The 15,950-nt window shown below is 40.7% G+C and carries 13 protein-coding genes and 1 pseudogene; 6 read left to right on the plus strand and 8 right to left on the minus strand.

Annotated features, from left to right (window positions below; all coding sequences use genetic code 11):
- The first annotated feature begins 58 nt into the window (after positions 1 to 58).
- Positions 59 to 601 carry a gamma carbonic anhydrase family protein gene (locus E0H80_RS06595; protein ID WP_131364269.1) on the plus strand — a complete coding sequence of 181 codons (543 nt, stop codon included), beginning with the start codon at positions 59 to 61 and terminating at the stop codon, positions 599 to 601.
- 136 nt (positions 602 to 737) lie between these two features.
- Here E0H80_RS06595 and E0H80_RS06600 read toward each other — a convergent pair whose 3' ends face one another.
- Positions 738 to 1,481, minus strand: a complete 744-nt coding sequence (locus E0H80_RS06600) for an OB-fold protein (RefSeq protein WP_131364271.1) — start codon at positions 1,479 to 1,481, stop codon at positions 738 to 740.
- Positions 1,482 to 1,770: 289 nt separating this feature from the next.
- On the opposite strand from E0H80_RS06600, the gene E0H80_RS06605 reads away from it, so the two are divergent.
- The 4 genes from E0H80_RS06605 to purB are packed head-to-tail and all read left to right on the plus strand — an operon-like array spanning position 1,771 to position 5,584.
- The gene (locus E0H80_RS06605) at positions 1,771 to 2,256 is read left to right on the plus strand and encodes an NUDIX hydrolase (protein ID WP_131364273.1); all 486 of its coding nucleotides are present in this window, start codon (positions 1,771 to 1,773) and stop codon (positions 2,254 to 2,256) included.
- 4 nt (positions 2,257 to 2,260) lie between these two features.
- Entirely contained in the window at positions 2,261 to 3,394 is a 1,134-nt protein-coding gene (mnmA, locus tag E0H80_RS06610) for a tRNA 2-thiouridine(34) synthase MnmA (RefSeq protein ID WP_131364275.1), read from the plus strand.
- A 15-nt stretch (positions 3,395 to 3,409) separates the two neighbouring features.
- Positions 3,410 to 4,141, plus strand: a complete 732-nt coding sequence (gene hflD, locus E0H80_RS06615) for a high frequency lysogenization protein HflD (RefSeq protein ID WP_067863939.1) — start codon at positions 3,410 to 3,412, stop codon at positions 4,139 to 4,141.
- Between the two features lie 54 nt (positions 4,142 to 4,195).
- The gene (gene purB / locus E0H80_RS06620; protein WP_131364277.1) at positions 4,196 to 5,584 is read left to right on the plus strand and encodes an adenylosuccinate lyase; all 1,389 of its coding nucleotides are present in this window, start codon (positions 4,196 to 4,198) and stop codon (positions 5,582 to 5,584) included.
- A 345-nt stretch (positions 5,585 to 5,929) separates the two neighbouring features.
- Here purB and sohB read toward each other — a convergent pair whose 3' ends face one another.
- From sohB to E0H80_RS06645, 5 genes are all read right to left on the minus strand, one after another.
- Positions 5,930 to 6,892, minus strand: coding sequence for a protease SohB (gene sohB, locus E0H80_RS06625; protein WP_131364279.1), 963 nt, complete (start codon positions 6,890 to 6,892; stop codon positions 5,930 to 5,932).
- 290 nt (positions 6,893 to 7,182) lie between these two features.
- Positions 7,183 to 8,109 (minus strand): phosphate ABC transporter ATP-binding protein PstB, encoded by a 927-nt coding sequence (gene pstB / locus E0H80_RS06630; RefSeq protein ID WP_131364281.1) that lies wholly within the window; start codon positions 8,107 to 8,109, stop codon positions 7,183 to 7,185.
- A gap of 12 nt (positions 8,110 to 8,121) precedes the next feature.
- Entirely contained in the window at positions 8,122 to 9,513 is a 1,392-nt protein-coding gene (gene pstA / locus E0H80_RS06635; protein WP_131364283.1) for a phosphate ABC transporter permease PstA, read from the minus strand.
- Positions 9,510 to 10,889 carry a phosphate ABC transporter permease subunit PstC gene (gene pstC / locus E0H80_RS06640; RefSeq protein ID WP_131364285.1) on the minus strand — a complete coding sequence of 460 codons (1,380 nt, stop codon included), beginning with the start codon at positions 10,887 to 10,889 and terminating at the stop codon, positions 9,510 to 9,512. Before pstC ends, pstA begins: the two co-directional genes overlap by 4 nt.
- Before the next feature lie 100 nt (positions 10,890 to 10,989).
- A complete protein-coding gene (locus E0H80_RS06645) occupies positions 10,990 to 12,015 on the minus strand; it encodes a substrate-binding domain-containing protein (protein ID WP_131364289.1) in 1,026 nt (341 codons plus the stop codon).
- 565 nt (positions 12,016 to 12,580) lie between these two features.
- On the opposite strand from E0H80_RS06645, the pseudogene E0H80_RS17055 reads away from it, so the two are divergent.
- Positions 12,581 to 12,803, plus strand: a pseudogene (locus E0H80_RS17055) (aromatic ring-hydroxylating dioxygenase subunit alpha); the annotation flags it as partial.
- A 77-nt stretch (positions 12,804 to 12,880) separates the two neighbouring features.
- Here the strand turns inward: E0H80_RS17055 and E0H80_RS06650 are convergent.
- Positions 12,881 to 14,251: an MFS transporter gene (locus E0H80_RS06650; RefSeq protein ID WP_131364292.1), complete on the minus strand. Its 1,371-nt coding sequence runs from the start codon at positions 14,249 to 14,251 to the stop codon at positions 12,881 to 12,883.
- Positions 14,252 to 14,415: 164 nt separating this feature from the next.
- Complete coding sequence (locus E0H80_RS06655; RefSeq protein ID WP_131364295.1) at positions 14,416 to 15,948, minus strand: pyridoxal phosphate-dependent decarboxylase family protein; 1,533 nt, start codon at positions 15,946 to 15,948, stop codon at positions 14,416 to 14,418.
- Positions 15,949 to 15,950: the final 2 nt, after the last annotated feature.

A 15,950-nucleotide genomic window follows, 5' to 3' on the forward strand; every position in this document is an offset into this window, starting at 1 on the left:
CGGTATGGGTGCTTTTTTATTTTATAATGACTCACCCCATTGCCACTGAATACGAATGATGAAAAAGAATATTCGCCCTTATTTAGATCACCATCCTAAAATTGATGCCACTTGCTACATTGATGAAATGTCCGTGGTGATTGGTGACGTGACTTTGGCTGAAAATGTATCAGTGTGGCCTTTTGCTGTGATTCGTGGTGATGTGAATCATATTCATATTGGTAAAAATTCTAATGTACAAGATCATGCTATGTTGCATGTCAGTCATAAAAAAGTAGATAAACCTGAAGGCTCGCCACTGATTATTGGCGAAGATGTCACCATTGGTCATCACGTAAAACTACATGGCTGTACCATTGGCAATCGTGTATTGGTGGGCATCAGCACAATTATTTTGGATGATGTGATTATTGAAGATGATGTGATGATTGGTGCAGGCTCTTTAGTTCCCCCACGTAAACGTCTTGAAAGCGGTTATTTATATGTGGGAAGCCCAGTACAACAAGTTCGCCCCCTAACAGAAAAAGAATTGGAATTTTTACCTTATTCAGCACGGCATTATGTGAAGGTGGCGAATAATTATTTAGAGCAAACAGATTAAGCAATAACCTTGACTAATACTCACAGAACAGATTAAAACTCGATCAGATTATGAAGCTTAGAAAACTACGTTTCTCATAAGAATTTTTATATTAAATCAACAGACACCTTCTTTCGAGGTGTCTTTTACTTAGATATTATTTGTTAATAAGTTGATCTAAATCTTTTATTGATTGTTTTAAATTTATGCAACTTTCAGCTTCTCTAGATTTTCCACAAGATTTTTTCAAGGCTTTATCAATTATCATATCTAAATCTTTTATAGAATTCCTAATAGTACTTTTGCAAACTGATGAATATACATTTTCTGAGCAGGATTTCATAAAAACATCATCAGAAATGGCATCAGATATTATTAATAAAAAGGATGAAATTCCTTTATTATTTCTTATCTCTGCTAAATGTGTTTGCGAAGCGTTATTCCAAATTGAATTTGGATAATCAATACATTTAATTGCTGAGCTTGCTATTACGTTAAAACAATACATATCTATTTTTTGATTAGGGTTAAGGCTGGACGCGAAATCTTCATTAGAAATATAAGCTTTAAAATTTACATAATTTTCTGTTAAATCGGCATACATTCCTCCATCTTTATCTATTTTGACATTCTTAATACTGCCTTTTATTCGCGTCCATTGATTTCTATATCTCTTATTCGCTGCTACTTCATTCCCAGCATAATCATTTTTAATTTTGTTTATAGTTACTGATTTTTGCGGTGATGTTTTTACTATTTCGTTCCAATTAAATAATGCCTTACCATCATCAAGCCATGTAGTAAAATCGTCATGAATTATAATGTTCTTTACAGAATCTTCTTTACTTGCAAAAGTAAGTGATGACATTGCTAAAAGAGCTAAGATGAGAAGAAATTTCATTAAAATAAACTCTAAATATTTTTTTTAAGTTAGCCTCTTATAAAACAATGACTTAATTAAAATCAATCTTTCTTTTTCTGTTAGGGAAAATAATATTATACTTTTAACAAATTACCCAAAATGTTGCCGCCATTCTGTGAGTGATAATAAAAATCCGAAAGTTATAAATCTTGAACTGTAATGTAGAGTAATAAACCCTCTTTTAAACAAGTAAAGAAATCCGCTCCCATCATAGCCACCACGTCCTAAATTTTGTAGAATAGTGCATCCCTTCCCATAGTGCTTTCTTATGACCGCTTGGACTGCTCACGTTACGGTTGCAACTGTTGTCGAAAAAGACGGAAAATTTCTGTTTGTTGAAGAACATACAGAAGGTGTAACACATACTGTGTTTAATCAGCCTGCGGGTCATGTCGAATGTGGCGAAACCATTATTGATGCTGCCATTCGCGAAACCATGGAAGAAACCGGACATACAGTGAGTATTGAATCACTGCTAGGTATTTATACCTATACCCCGCCGATGTTTCCAGATCGTACCTATTTTCGTTTCTGCTTTTTAGCAAAATCGATTGCGCATGATGAACACGCAACATTAGATACAGGAATCATTGGCGCAGTCTGGATGACTTTGGATGAACTGATCGAGTCGGCTCGTGCGCGTAGCCCCTTGGTGATCAAAGCCATTGAAGATGCCCTTTCAGGCAAAAAATACCCTTTATCGCTCATTTACGAGCACCAAAACTCTCCCTTAATTTCAACTTTGGATGCTTAATCCTATGCAACAACGTGTCATCGTCGGTATGTCCGGTGGTGTAGATTCTTCTGTTTCTGCAGCACTTCTTCTTCAACAGGGATATCAAGTTGAAGGACTTTTCATGAAAAACTGGGAAGAAGATGACGGCACGGAATATTGTACGGCGATGGAAGACCTTGCCGATGCGCAAGCCGTCTGCGATAAAATTGGCATTAAACTGCATACAGCCAACTTTGCCATGGAATATTGGGATCGTGTATTCGAGCATTTTCTGGCCGAATATGCTGCAGGTCGCACCCCAAACCCGGACATCTTGTGTAATAAAGAAATCAAGTTCCGTGCTTTCTTAGACCATGCCGTAAACTTGGGTGCAGACTTTATTGCCACCGGTCATTACTGCCGTCGCGGTGAAACCATGACCAACTCGCGTGGTGAAGAATACGCCCCTTTATTACGCGGTTTTGACCAGAATAAGGATCAAACGTATTTCCTGCATGCGGTACATGGTCGCGAAATTAATAAGACCCTGTTCCCTGTGGGTGAAATTGAAAAACCGGAAGTTCGTCGTATTGCTGAAGAACTGGGTTTAGCTACAGCGAAGAAAAAAGATTCAACCGGTATTTGCTTTATTGGCGAACGTCGTTTTAATGACTTCTTGAAACAGTATTTACCTGCCCAAGCTGGAAAAATTTACCTAGATACCGGTAAAGAGGTTGGTGAACATCACGGCTTAATGTACTATACGCTCGGTCAGCGTGGCGGCATTGGTTTAGGTGGTCTTAAGGGCGAATCTGAAGGTGCATGGTTTGTTCTTTATAAAGACATTGAAAATAACCGTCTGGTCATTGGTCAGGGTCATGAGCATCCACTAATGCAAAGTACTATACTTTGGAGTGAAGCGATTGACTGGGTTGCGGGTGAGCAAGAGATTCCAGAGACTGGTTTCAGCTGCACTGCGAAAACGCGTTATCGTCAGCCCGATCAAGACTGTGTGATTTATAAAGATGCCGATATGCCAAATGGTGTACGGGTTGAATTTGACGAACCGCAACGTGCGGTGACTCCAGGACAAAGTGTAGTGTTCTACGCAGATGAAGTTTGTTTAGGTGGCGGTGTGATTCATCATACCAATGCTCCAAAACCTGATTTTATTTAAAAGGAAGCGATAGGCATGGCTGAGTTACCCTTTCAACAGCCTCAAACTTTGAATATACGCCAAAACCGTGCATTGGCGTTGGCGGCTGTGTTTCAATCAACACAGCTGACCCATATGACTGCCATGTCGGGACAGCAGAGTATTGGGGAAAGCGGTAGTTTCTATCTAGAACAACTCATTAAAGCCAGCCTGAATATCCGTCCCACTTCCAATGAATCCTGTCAAACCCTCCACTTCTTTAATCAACTTGCCGATATTTCCCTCGGTTTGAAAACTTTAGAAAGCAGTATTAACCAACCGTTTAACCCCTCCCCAAAATCTCGTTTACCTAAACTCTCTAGCGCCAAGTTGCCGATGAGCTATGCCATGGCTTTGTTACAGTTAGAGAAAAAAGTCTATAGCAATCCAAAATTTGTTGAAATCATTGAAAAATCACAACAGAAAATATTAAAGCAACTTTCATTTTTTGATAATAATTATCTACATCCTAGTATTATTGCCAACCTTGCCCAAACCTATGTCGAAACTGCGGGACAAATTAATCCGCGTATTATGGTCAAAGGCAACGCCCAAGCATTTAAAGATACTTCTCATACCAACCGTATTCGCGCTTCCCTGTTTACTGGCCTGCAACTGGCGCACTTATGGCGCCAAATGGGTGGCAGTTCATGGGGTATGATTTTCAGCAAGCGTAAGCTGCTCCAAGATATTCAAGATCTTGCCCGTTTACAGTATCAGGTGGTTTAACTGATGCTGTGCGGGTTTTGTTTTACGTTTAATTCCAATGTTTAAGGAATCGCTATGAACGCTTTAACCGCACTTTCTCCATTAGATGGACGCTACGCGAGCAAATGTGATGCTCTACGTCCTTTCCTCTCTGAGTTTGGTTTAATCCATGCTCGTGTGACTGTTGAAGTGCGCTGGTTACAAGCGCTTGCAAACCGTCCTGAAATCACTGAAGTTCCAGCTTTTTCAGCAGCAACCAATGCTGCTTTAGATGCAATTGTGGCTGATTTCTCTGAAGATGATGCAGACCGCATTAAAGACATTGAACGTACCACCAACCACGACGTTAAAGCAGTTGAATATTTCCTTAAAGAAAAAATTGCACACATTGATGAATTGAAAGATGCCGGTGAATTCATTCACTTTGCATGTACTTCTGAAGACATCAATAACTTGTCTCACGCTTTAATGCTTAAAAATGGTCGTGATGTTCTGGTGGCTTCAATGCAAAGCATCATTGATGCCATTGCGACTTTGGCTGAAACGCACGCTGAACAAGCAATGTTGTCTCGTACACATGGTCAAACTGCAAGCCCAACCACTTTGGGTAAAGAAATGGCAAACGTGGCTTACCGCCTTGCACGCCAAATCAAACAATTTAACAATGTTGAATTGCTCGGTAAAATCAATGGTGCTGTAGGTAACTACAACGCTCATTATTCAGCATATCCGGACATTAACTGGCCTGCTCATTCGCAAGCTTTTGTTGAATCTTTAGGTTTGGCGTTCAACCCGTACACTACACAAATTGAACCACATGATTACATGGCGGAACTTTTTGATGCGTTACGTCGTTTCAATACAATTTTGATCGACTTTAACCGTGACGTTTGGGGTTATATCTCTTTAGGTTTCTTCAAACAACGCTTGAAAGAAGGTGAAGTTGGTTCTTCAACCATGCCGCACAAAGTCAACCCGATTGACTTCGAAAACTCTGAAGGCAACTTAGGTTTGGCCAATGCAGTACTGGCTCACTTGGGTGAAAAACTTCCGATTTCTCGCTGGCAGCGCGACCTAACTGACTCTACTGTGCTTCGTAACATGGGTGTTGGTTTTGCGCAAAGCTTGATTGCTTTTGATGCTTGCTTAAAAGGTATTGGTAAATTAGAGCTTAACGCTGCGCGTATTGCTGAAGATTTGGACCATGCTCAAGAAGTCTTGGCTGAACCAATTCAAACGGTTATGCGTCGTTATAACGTAGAAAAACCATACGAAAAATTAAAAGCCCTGACTCGTGGTCAAGCCATGACACGCGAAATGATGGTGAACTTCGTAAATGGGAATGAACTTGAAGCTGTTCCTGCGGCGGATCGTGCACGTCTTGCGACAATGACACCTGCAACGTATACAGGTAATGCAGCTGAACAAGCCAAACAAATCAAAGATTTAATTGCGAAAATCTAATTAGATTTTAGTCAGAAAAAGCGAAGCTACGGCTTCGCTTTTTCTATTAGAATAAAATCTGTTAACAATTCATCTATGTTTGCGATAACACAGGCAATTCATCGGAATTGAACATGCACAATAAAAAAGAATGATTGAACATTCATTGAGTTTCAAACACTGGCTTGCACTTGCTTTTTATTCTTCTGCCTCCCTCTCATGAGAGAATCCCCACTAAAACTCAGAATGATCACGATCTGTATTTTAGTTGCGGCAAAGCAATTCATGCTGAGTTGAAAATTAAAATACAGTCAAAAAAATTGCGCTCATTAGAACGCAATTTTAAAATCAGAAGATCATTTTAAATTAAAGCTTAGGATCACGTAGTTGAATGACATTCGCACTCGCTTTTGACAAAGTTTCCAACACTTTATTCACTACTGCTGGCACTAGACCATCTGCCATTTGAGCAGCTTGTAAGCCCAGTTTTTCACCCAAAGTTGGTTTACGACGGGTATCAATCACATACACATCATGCTGTGCCAATAAACCGAGCAGATATTCATCTGAAGTTTGCAGTTTATCCACCAAGTTTAATGCAAGTGCATCCTTCCCGTACCAATGTTCACCTGTTGCAACTTTTTCAACATTCAGTTGTGGACGATATTTTTCAACAAAGTGCTTAAATAACTCATGGGTTTGTTGCAACTCTTCTTCGAATTTAGCTTTACCTTCGGCAGTATTTTCACCAAAGAGGGTCACAGTTCGTTTAAATTCACCTGCGGTATAAAGCTCAAAATCAATATGCTTTTCTTTTAACAGGCGATTAAAATTAGGCACTTGAGCAACCACACCAATTGAGCCGACCACGGCAAAGGGTGTAGAAACAATTTCATTGGCAATACATGCCATCATATAACCGCCGCTTGCTGCGACTTTATCCACACAAATTGTCAGGTTGAAACCGGCATCACGCAGACGCACCAGCTGTGCAGCAGCTAGACCATAGCCATGCACCATACCACCTGGACTTTCTAAACGTAGCACTACACGATCACGCCCCGCTTTAGCAGTCGCCAAAATCAGGGTGATTTCTTCACGTAAACTTTCTACCGCAGATGCAGCCGTGTCGCCTTTAAAATCGAGGACATAAATTTTTTGATTGTTCTTTTTACGTAAACGCGCTTCCTTTGAAAGCTGTTGAGTGAGTTGCAAAAGTTCAAATTTAGATGCTGTGGTATGCGCAACTTTTTTACGTTGTTCGTTTAGGCGCGCATTTAAATGGCTGATTCGAATTTCTGCGGGTAGTTTCGGAGTATGGAATAGCATAGAAAATGATTTCTCTAATTGTATGTGCAGTTATCTTTAACATGAGGCCAATCCATTGAAAATTCAATATGAATTTTATTAACCATCTCATTACATAGATTCTTTACGCTTTAAATGCTTACTAAATTTAGTCATTTTCTCAGCATAAAACAGATGCCTAAACATAATAACCCAATAGAAATAAAGATTAAATTATGTCAGTTGGATAGGTCGCAGGTCTTCTCAAGATAAAAATATTTGAAGATTAAACAAAAAAGAGCCTTTCGGCTCTTTTTTATACTGTCATTTTATTAACCAAAACGACCGGTAATATAAGCTTCAGTCAATTGATGATCTGGCTGGGTAAATACTTTTTCAGTTGCATTGACTTCAATCAAGTCACCTAAGTGAAAGTATGCTGTACGGTCAGAAACACGCGCAGCCTGTTGCATTGAGTGCGTCACAATCGCAATGGTATATTGGGTTGAAAGCTCTGAAATCAGTTCTTCAATTTTTGCCGTAGCAATGGGATCCAGTGCTGAACATGGTTCATCCATCAAAATCACTTCCGGGCTCACGGCGATAGTACGTGCAATACATAAACGCTGTTGCTGACCACCGGAAAGCCCGGTACCCGGCTGATTTAAACGGTCTTTGACTTCATCCCAAAGGCCAGCTTTATGCAGGCTATTTTCAACAATTTCTTCAAGGTCATATTTGTCACGTGCCAAACCATGCAGTTTTGGACCGTAAGCCACGTTATCGAAAATTGATTTCGGGAAAGGATTGGGTTTCTGAAACACCATACCCACTTGCGCACGCAGTAATACTACATCTAGATTTGGTTCATAAATGTCCTGATTATCCAGCATGACTTTACCCGCGACACGACATGAATCAATCGTGTCGTTCATACGGTTTAACGTGCGTAGAAAAGTCGACTTACCACAACCAGACGGCCCAATAAAGGCAATCACTTCATTTTCGTAGATATTTAAATCAATACCCTTAATCGCTTCTGCTTCCCCATAGTAAACATGCACATCCGAAGTACTTATTTTCACACTGGCTGTTTGATTTTCTTTTTTAGCCGAAGGATGGGTATCAAATTGAGAAACAAATGAAGTCCCTTGACGTTTTTTATCTACTTCGTGAGAGGTAAATTGCTTCTGATCTTGGTTCACGGTTTGATCCTGTTCTAAGGGATTTGTTTTTGACATCGCTGTTACAGTATTCATATATTGTTCCTCTTACCAGCGCACTTCAAATTTCTTACGTAACCAGATTGCCAGACTATTTAAGCCGACCATCAGTGCAAGTAAGACAATAATTGCAGCAGCGGTACGTCCTTCGAAGAAGTTACGTAATTCATTGCCCTGCCATAAGAAAATTTGTACCGGTAAAGCAGTCGATTGATCTAATGGTGTAGCTGGAACACTCGCCACAAAAGCACTCATACCAATTAGGAGTAATGGTGCTGTTTCACCTAATGCCTGTGCAACCCCAATAATGGCACCCGTTAAAATCCCGGGAATCGCAAGCGGTAGAACATGGTGAAATACAGTTTGCACTCGGGAAGCTCCCAAGCCCAATGCCGCCTGACGAATGGATGGCGGTACAGCTTTAAGCGATGCACGTGTGGTAATAATCACGGTTGGAAGAGTCATTAAACTGAGTACCAGACCACCGACCAAAGGTGCAGAAATCGGCAAATGCATCCAGCCAATAAAAATGGCAGCACCAAGCAAACCAAAGACAATCGATGGTACAGCTGCAAGGTTATTGATATTCACTTCCACGACATCGGTAATGAAGTTTTTAGGTGCAAATTCTTCCAGATAAATAGCAGAAGCTACACCGATTGGAATCGAGATAAAAATCACAATCAGCATCATGAACAGCGAGCCCATGATTGCGCCGGCTAAACCCGATGTTGCTGGAGAGCTACGCGAGTCTGGATTGGTAAAGATATTGGTATTAAAGGTATTTTCAATCACACCTTTAGCTTTTAAATCATCGGCTATCTGGCGAACTTCCGGACTTAATTGCTGCTGATCATCAGGCAATGAACGGTCAATATTCCCAGCCAGCCATACATCGACATTGGCATCGGCCAAAATATTTAAATCTTTCTTCTGACCAATCAAGGCTGGATCTGCAAGCACCAAATCACGCAAACGGTAGGCTTCGGAACTGGTATACAGACTTCCAAGATCATCGCGTTTAGAGGCAATACTTGGATCTTTTGCAATTAATCCATTGACGATTAAAGCATCCCAGTCGACCATCCCCATTTCAGTTTGCCAGGCAATATAGCGCTCCTGAAAATGCGCAGGAGATTCGCCCTCTTTTTGGGTGGGTTTTGCGCCCGCATTAATGATAGTGGGGTCAAAATAGACCGGAACAGTCATACTGCTTTGCCAAAATGCGGGTAATCCTTTTGCCAGAATACTTCCGAATAGCAGTACCACAAAGAACAGACCGGTGATAACGGCAGAGAAGCCAAACACCCGAAACATTTTTTCTTTGCGATGACGCTTGGCTAAAGTATTACTAATTCTTTGTTTACGTTTTTCGCGTAATTCAGCGGCAATGCGGGGATCACTTGCCTGATCCATGGAAGGTGTATTAGAAGTACTCATTCGTATTGCTCGCGATATTTACGCACAATAAACAGTGCAACAATGTTCAGACCTAAAGTAATCACAAATAAGGTTAACCCCAAAGCAAATGCGACCAATGCTTGTGGACTGGCAAAGTCAGTATCACCTGTGAGTTGATTGACAATAGTAATGGTCACGGTTGAAATTGCTTCGAGCGGATTGGCATGCAGTAATGGACTATTCCCTGCGGCTAGAACCACAATCATGGTCTCACCAATCGCACGAGATGCCGCAAGTAAAAATGCGCCGATAATACCCGGCAAGGCTGCAGGCAACACCACCTGACGAATGGTTTCCGACTTGGTGGCACCGAGTCCTAAAGAGCCATCACGTAACGATCGAGGCACCTGGGTAATAATGTCATCTGAGAGTGAAGATACAAACGGGATAATCATAATCCCCATCACGAAACCTGCGGTTAAGGCACTGGTAGCATTAATTTCCAGCCCCACGCTTGCTCCAAGCATTTTAAAGAATGGACCAATAATCATCAGTGCAAACACACCATATACAATGGTCGGAATACCGGCTAGAACTTCAATCGCGGGTTTTGCCCAAGAGCGAAAGCCTGATGATGCGTATTCAGCTAAATAAATGGCAATCATCAAACCGACAGGTACTGCCACTAATAAAGCAATACCACTGACCATCAACGTGCCCCAAAGCAGCGGCAACAAGCCATAACTGCCTTCCGCATTTCCTGATGTACTAAAACCCGGGTTCCATTCAGTTCCAAAGAAGAAATCGAGTGGACTGACGAAGTGAAAGAAGCGCATGGCTTCACTAAACATCGACATCACAATACCGATGGTGGTTAAAATAGCCACACCAGAACATAAGGCTAAAGCGATATTAATGGTTTTTTCGACCTGATTACGTGCACGAAATTGTTGGGCTACACGTTTTTTTGCCAAAACCAGACCCGCTAAAGCGGTACAGATTACCACTGCCAATTTGGCAAAAGAGCTAATCGTTTCAATTCTTGATAACTGTTGTGCTGCTGCGATTTCATAGGCTGCTGCTTGATCACTCACGCCAAAACCAGAAGCAATCGCTTGAACACGGTCAATCACAACTTCCATGCCAGATCGATCTAATGTTGCTGCAATATTTGCAGGAACATTATCTAAAATCACATGTCGCAAAATACTCGGTTCGATAATATTCCAAACCAGTAAAATTAAAAAAGCAGGGATACCACACCATAAAGCCACCAACGCACCATAATATCCAGGACGAGAGTGCAGCTTCGCTGAGTTATTTCCCTTACCTGCTAGGCTACGGCTTTTAGATAACCCGATTTGATAGGCTACGGCAATCAATGCCAATAACACACCTATAAGTAGCAGATTCATGTATTCTCCGGCATTTTTTCAATTTTCATGCTTTGAAAAACCTTGTCTTTGCAAAAAAGCTGATGCTAGACATTCTCTAGCATCAGCTCGTTCATCCTAATTACTTAACCGCTTTACCAGCTTTCAAAGCTGCAAGAGTGTTTGCGCGTTCTTTATCAGACATAGAAATCAGACCGGCTTTTTCCAGCTTAGAACCTTTACCTGAAACTTTCTTACTTAAGAAGTATTCAGAATATTGTTGTAAGCCTTTGATCGATTTAAGGTGCTCACCTTTCACGTAGAAGTACAATGGACGTGATACTGGATAAGAACCATTCAGAATCGTTTTTTCTGAGGGAGCCACATTGTTCACTGTCGCTACACGTAATTTGTCACGGTTTTGATCATAGAAACCTAGACCAAATACACCTACCGCACTTGGCGAAGTTTTTAAACGTGCCAGTGTTTCTGTATAGTCACCTGCGATTTCAATCACTTTGCCATCTTTACGGAAAGTAGAACATGCTTTCTTCTGTGCATCTTTATCTAAATTTTTGAAATATGCGTAAGATTCACAACCTGCTTCAACCATTTTTTCTTGGAACACTTCACGTGTACCGTGGTTAGATGCTGGAATGACCAATGTAATGGGTTCATTTGGAAGTGATTTATCAATTTGATTCCAACGTGTATACGGGTTTGCAACCAGTTTACCATTTGAAGGTAATTCTGCTGCAAGCGCTGCAAATACATGTTGTGGGCGTAATTTAAAAGAGGCTTTTTTTGAATTAGAAGCAAATACAATCCCGTCATAACCGACTTTAACTTCAATCACTTGATTCACGCCAGCACTTTTACATGCAGCTAATTCAGAAGCTTTAATTTTACGAGAAGCATTGGCGATGTCGATGGTGTTGTCACCCACGCCTTGACAGAATTGCTTCAAACCGCCAGATGTACCACCAGAACCGACAACCGGTGTTTTGAATTGCGGAAAAGTATTACCAAATTCTTCTGCTACAATACTTGCGTAAGGTAGGACAGTTGAAGAACCAGCGATTTGGATGGTGTCACGAGCTGCATTTGCTGTTGTTGCTACAGCTGCCCCTGAAACTGCTAAAGCAAGTGCGATGTAATTTAAGCGCATTCTTTTCTCTCTTCATTAGATGCAATTTTGAAGTACGCTACTTTTTTATAAAGTTTTGTACTTTTTCGATAACTGCATTGTGATTTTATAATATGACAAAGAAGTTACAGCTATGTGACGTTTTAATGATAATTGAAATTGCAGTTTTTTTATAATTATAAATTTATATAAATCAGTAATTAACATTATATTCAATCTGATTAATTTATTATTTTCACCTCACTATAATTGTAATAATTCATTTACTGTCATTAAAAAGCATTGTTTGTTATTTAATCATTTGATTTATGTGTCTCATCAATTTGCTTCATATCTCTTTTATTTTTTAAACTTACAAATAGTGTCTGATTAAATTTTTACTGACCAAGAAGAAGTCTAAAAAAACATCTTAATAACAGCAGAACCTTAGTCGATTGCTGCTGTATAGATCCTGCCTAAATCAAACCATGACGACTTTTTTTTAACTCCCTCATCTTATTGTATCCCTGTTCTATTTTTTGCAATCCCAAATCCAATTAATTGAAATTTCCGAGAACATTACTTTGTCATATATTCAAAAATAAATTTTGCCCCAACTTGCCGTAATTATGACAAAGACTTACCGATTAAAATGCATATGACTTTAACTTAAAAATTTTCGAGGAAAATCGACCTATCGCTGAAAATCAGAAACCTGAAATTTGCTACTTGATTCATCAATAAAGGTAGATTTCCCTACGGATCGAAGTTCGCGTATATATCTGAAAATTTTGAGAACGATGGGTTTTAGCACGCTATTTTTAGCTTAAAAAAATAGACTATATAGTCAATTAGGCCAGATCTGACCTCATTAACTTGAACTAAATATTTTAATTTCGCCTCATGCCTAGTGGGAAATTTCTGCAAAATCAGTTTGACCCTTTTGAAGTGGCATTTGATACTTGATTAAGAAAACACAGCATAATGCGATAATTAAAGGAACACCCAATGCATAAAAATAACCTGTCACGCCATAGCTTGTTAAAACAATCCCACCAATGGCTGAACCAATAATTGCTCCCATCCGCCCCATACCAATGGCCCACCCTGTCGCTGTCGCTCGAACTTCGGTTGGATATGCGGCAACCACCAAATAATTCAATGCCAGTTGCTGGCCTCCAATACCAAATCCCGCCAAGGCAATCAGTGCAAAAATATAGCCCCATTGCTGCGTTTCGATGAGTAATCCTAGCCCTATGACCACAGCCATTCCTGTGACCAGCATAAAAGTTAATATTTTGGCTGTATTTAATTTAGGTAACCAATACGCCAAAGGAATAGCAAAAATAATAAAGGCTGCATTTACTGTAACGGAAGCATAAGGCGCTTGCTCAGGTGCCAAGCCTGCCTGTTTTAAAATAGTAGGTAACCATGATAACAACATGAACCAAGCGATCCAGTTAAAGAAATATGTTCCCCATACGCCAGCTGTGGTACGAGCTAATCCATTCTGAAACAGGATACTTAACTTTGCTTGATTTTGATCTGCCGGATTCGCTGTGAACAGATCTGCCTGTGTGAATAAGACAGCTTTAGGAGAAATTTTATTCAGAATTCTCTGTATAGCAGTAATATTAGAAACACTGTTTTTTTGTGCCATATATTCTAAAGATTCAGGTAAAACAAAATACAACACAATCAGTAAAACAAGGGGCAAAGCTCCCCCAATAATATAAATTCCCTGCCATCCTACTACCGGTAACATTTTCGCCGCCAGTAGCCCGCCAAACATTGCTCCTGCAGGTAAAGCCAATAAAACGCCTGTAGTTACTGTGCCTTTAAAGCGTTGCGGTGAATATTCTGCAGCTAGTGCCAACAATACAGGTGTTGCGCCTCCCATGCCTAAACCGGCAATTACTCTTAATATAAATATTTGTTCAACATTGTTTACAAAAGCCGTGAGAAGCGTAGCACTAGAGAAAATGGCTGTGCAAAACAGTAAGGTTTTTCTGCGCCCCAATTTATCGCCCAACAGCCCTAACAACATAGCGCCGACTGTCATTCCAACAATTCCGGCAGTCAGAATGGGGGCTAATGCTCCCGGTTGTAAATTAAAATGCTCTAACAAGGCAGGTGCTGTAAATGCGATCGCCTGCGTATCGAAACCATCAAATAAAGCAATAGTGAAACAGAGTAAAATAACCATCCATTGATAAGGTGATATTTTCTGATCGATCACCTCTTTGATTAACGACTTTCCTTGTTCAACCTTATCCATGTGATACTTCCTTTTTCTCTTATCTTTCCTACTTTAGAAACTGCAGATAAGAAGATCAAGGACTAAAAAGGTATGTATTTATGCACTAAACGAATATCCTCTCTACTATTTTCAAGTATAAAAAAAGGAGATCTATTGATCTCCTTTTTTTTTGAAAAAACTCATTAATCAAGCGCAGTCACATATGTACCATCAGCGATTGAACCTTTAATACGATCAGCTTCAGCCAATACCAGATCAAGTAAGTTTTTCACGTTTTCCAGAGTTGCGACTGGACTTAAAGTGGTCATCTTCAATGACTGAACATCACCTACTTTAGTCACACCAATATTCGCTTCACCACGTGCAAACAATTCATCTGCAACGTTCTGATTCAATGTATCAAGCAATTCTGCCGGATAGCCTGCAGGAATCACACGGAACAATACAGAGGCAAATTGCGGATCAACCAGCATCTCTAAACCGTTCGTGGCATTGATGTAGTCAGCCACTTCACGGGTCAACTTCACACCATGGTCAATCATCGAACCATAAAGCTCTTCACCGAGTGCCTCAACCGTCATCCACAATTTCAACGCATCAAAACGACGCGTGGTTTGTAGTGACTTAGACACCAAGTTCGGAACACCGTGTTCTTCATCATAAGCCGAGTTTAAGTACTCTGCTTCATAATGCATGAAACGATAGTTGGCTTCATCTTTCAACAAGAACGCGCCGCACGAAATGGTTTGGAAATAGTGCTTGTGGAAATCGAGCGTAATCGAATCAGATAACTCGATTCCATCCAGCATCGAACGATAGTCATTCGATAAAATCAGCGCACCACCCCATGCTGCGTCGATATGCATCCACGCGCCATATTTGTTGGTGATTTCACGGATTTCTCTTAATGGATCAATCGCACCGGCATCGGTTGTACCCGCGGTCGCAACCACACAAGCCACGATTTTGCCTTCCGCTTGCAGACGAGCCATTGTTGCTTCAAGAGCAGCAACGTCCATCTGTGCATTGTCATTTACCGGGACAGTGACTACAGACTGAAAGCCCATGCCCATCATCGCCATGTTCTTTTGCACAGAGAAATGTGCATTTTCAGAACAGATGACTTTAACATTACGCATTGCATCGCTTGGAATACCATCGCGCTGAACAGACCACGGATTACCGTTTTCGTCTTTCCAGTTTTTCGAGATGCAGGCATCACGTGCAAGTAGCACACCCATCAAGTTCGATTGCGTACCGCCAGAGGTGAATACACCTGCCTGACCTGTACCATAACCAACTTTTTGACGAAGCCAGTCAATCAACTGAACTTCCATCAATGAACCGGCTGGGCTTTGATCCCATGAGTCCATTGACTGGTTGGTTGCATTAATCAAAACCTCAGCAATTTGGCTCACCACCATGGTTGGGCAGTGCAAATGTGCCAAAGAATGTGGGTGGTGTACTTTCAAGCTTTTATTTAAAAAAAGCTCAACCATACGCTCAAGCGATTTATGCACGCCCAAGCCTTGTTTAGTGGCATTAAAAGAAATCGCACTGCGTAAATCTTTAATACTGCCACCGGTGTACATTTTGTCGTTATGCAACCATGCTGCTACAGCTTTTGTAGCCTCACCCATTGCCGACTCATAGTCAGCAATAGATTGAGCATCATTGCAAAGTAACGCTTTACGGTGTTCTGCAAAATCTACCATGT

Origin of the sequence: Acinetobacter sp. ANC 4779, from assembly GCF_004331055.1 — a bacterium.
In the GTDB taxonomy this organism is placed as follows: Bacteria; Pseudomonadota; Gammaproteobacteria; order Pseudomonadales; family Moraxellaceae; genus Acinetobacter.

What these genes read in the sequence shown, in the direction of transcription:
- E0H80_RS06595 (WP_131364269.1), top strand. Translation starts at nt 59, where the DNA reads ATGAAAAAGAATATTCGCCCTTATTTAGATCACCATCCTAAAATTGAT.
- E0H80_RS06600 (WP_131364271.1), bottom strand. Translation starts at nt 1,481, where the DNA reads ATGAAATTTCTTCTCATCTTAGCTCTTTTAGCAATGTCATCACTTACT.
- E0H80_RS06605 (WP_131364273.1), top strand. Translation starts at nt 1,771, where the DNA reads ATGACCGCTTGGACTGCTCACGTTACGGTTGCAACTGTTGTCGAAAAA.
- mnmA (WP_131364275.1), top strand. Translation starts at nt 2,261, where the DNA reads ATGCAACAACGTGTCATCGTCGGTATGTCCGGTGGTGTAGATTCTTCT.
- hflD (WP_067863939.1), top strand. Translation starts at nt 3,410, where the DNA reads ATGGCTGAGTTACCCTTTCAACAGCCTCAAACTTTGAATATACGCCAA.
- purB (WP_131364277.1), top strand. Translation starts at nt 4,196, where the DNA reads ATGAACGCTTTAACCGCACTTTCTCCATTAGATGGACGCTACGCGAGC.
- sohB (WP_131364279.1), bottom strand. Translation starts at nt 6,892, where the DNA reads ATGCTATTCCATACTCCGAAACTACCCGCAGAAATTCGAATCAGCCAT.
- pstB (WP_131364281.1), bottom strand. Translation starts at nt 8,109, where the DNA reads ATGAATACTGTAACAGCGATGTCAAAAACAAATCCCTTAGAACAGGAT.
- pstA (WP_131364283.1), bottom strand. Translation starts at nt 9,513, where the DNA reads ATGAGTACTTCTAATACACCTTCCATGGATCAGGCAAGTGATCCCCGC.
- pstC (WP_131364285.1), bottom strand. Translation starts at nt 10,889, where the DNA reads ATGAATCTGCTACTTATAGGTGTGTTATTGGCATTGATTGCCGTAGCC.
- E0H80_RS06645 (WP_131364289.1), bottom strand. Translation starts at nt 12,015, where the DNA reads ATGCGCTTAAATTACATCGCACTTGCTTTAGCAGTTTCAGGGGCAGCT.
- E0H80_RS06650 (WP_131364292.1), bottom strand. Translation starts at nt 14,251, where the DNA reads ATGGATAAGGTTGAACAAGGAAAGTCGTTAATCAAAGAGGTGATCGAT.
- E0H80_RS06655 (WP_131364295.1), bottom strand. Translation starts at nt 15,948, where the DNA reads ATGGTAGATTTTGCAGAACACCGTAAAGCGTTACTTTGCAATGATGCT.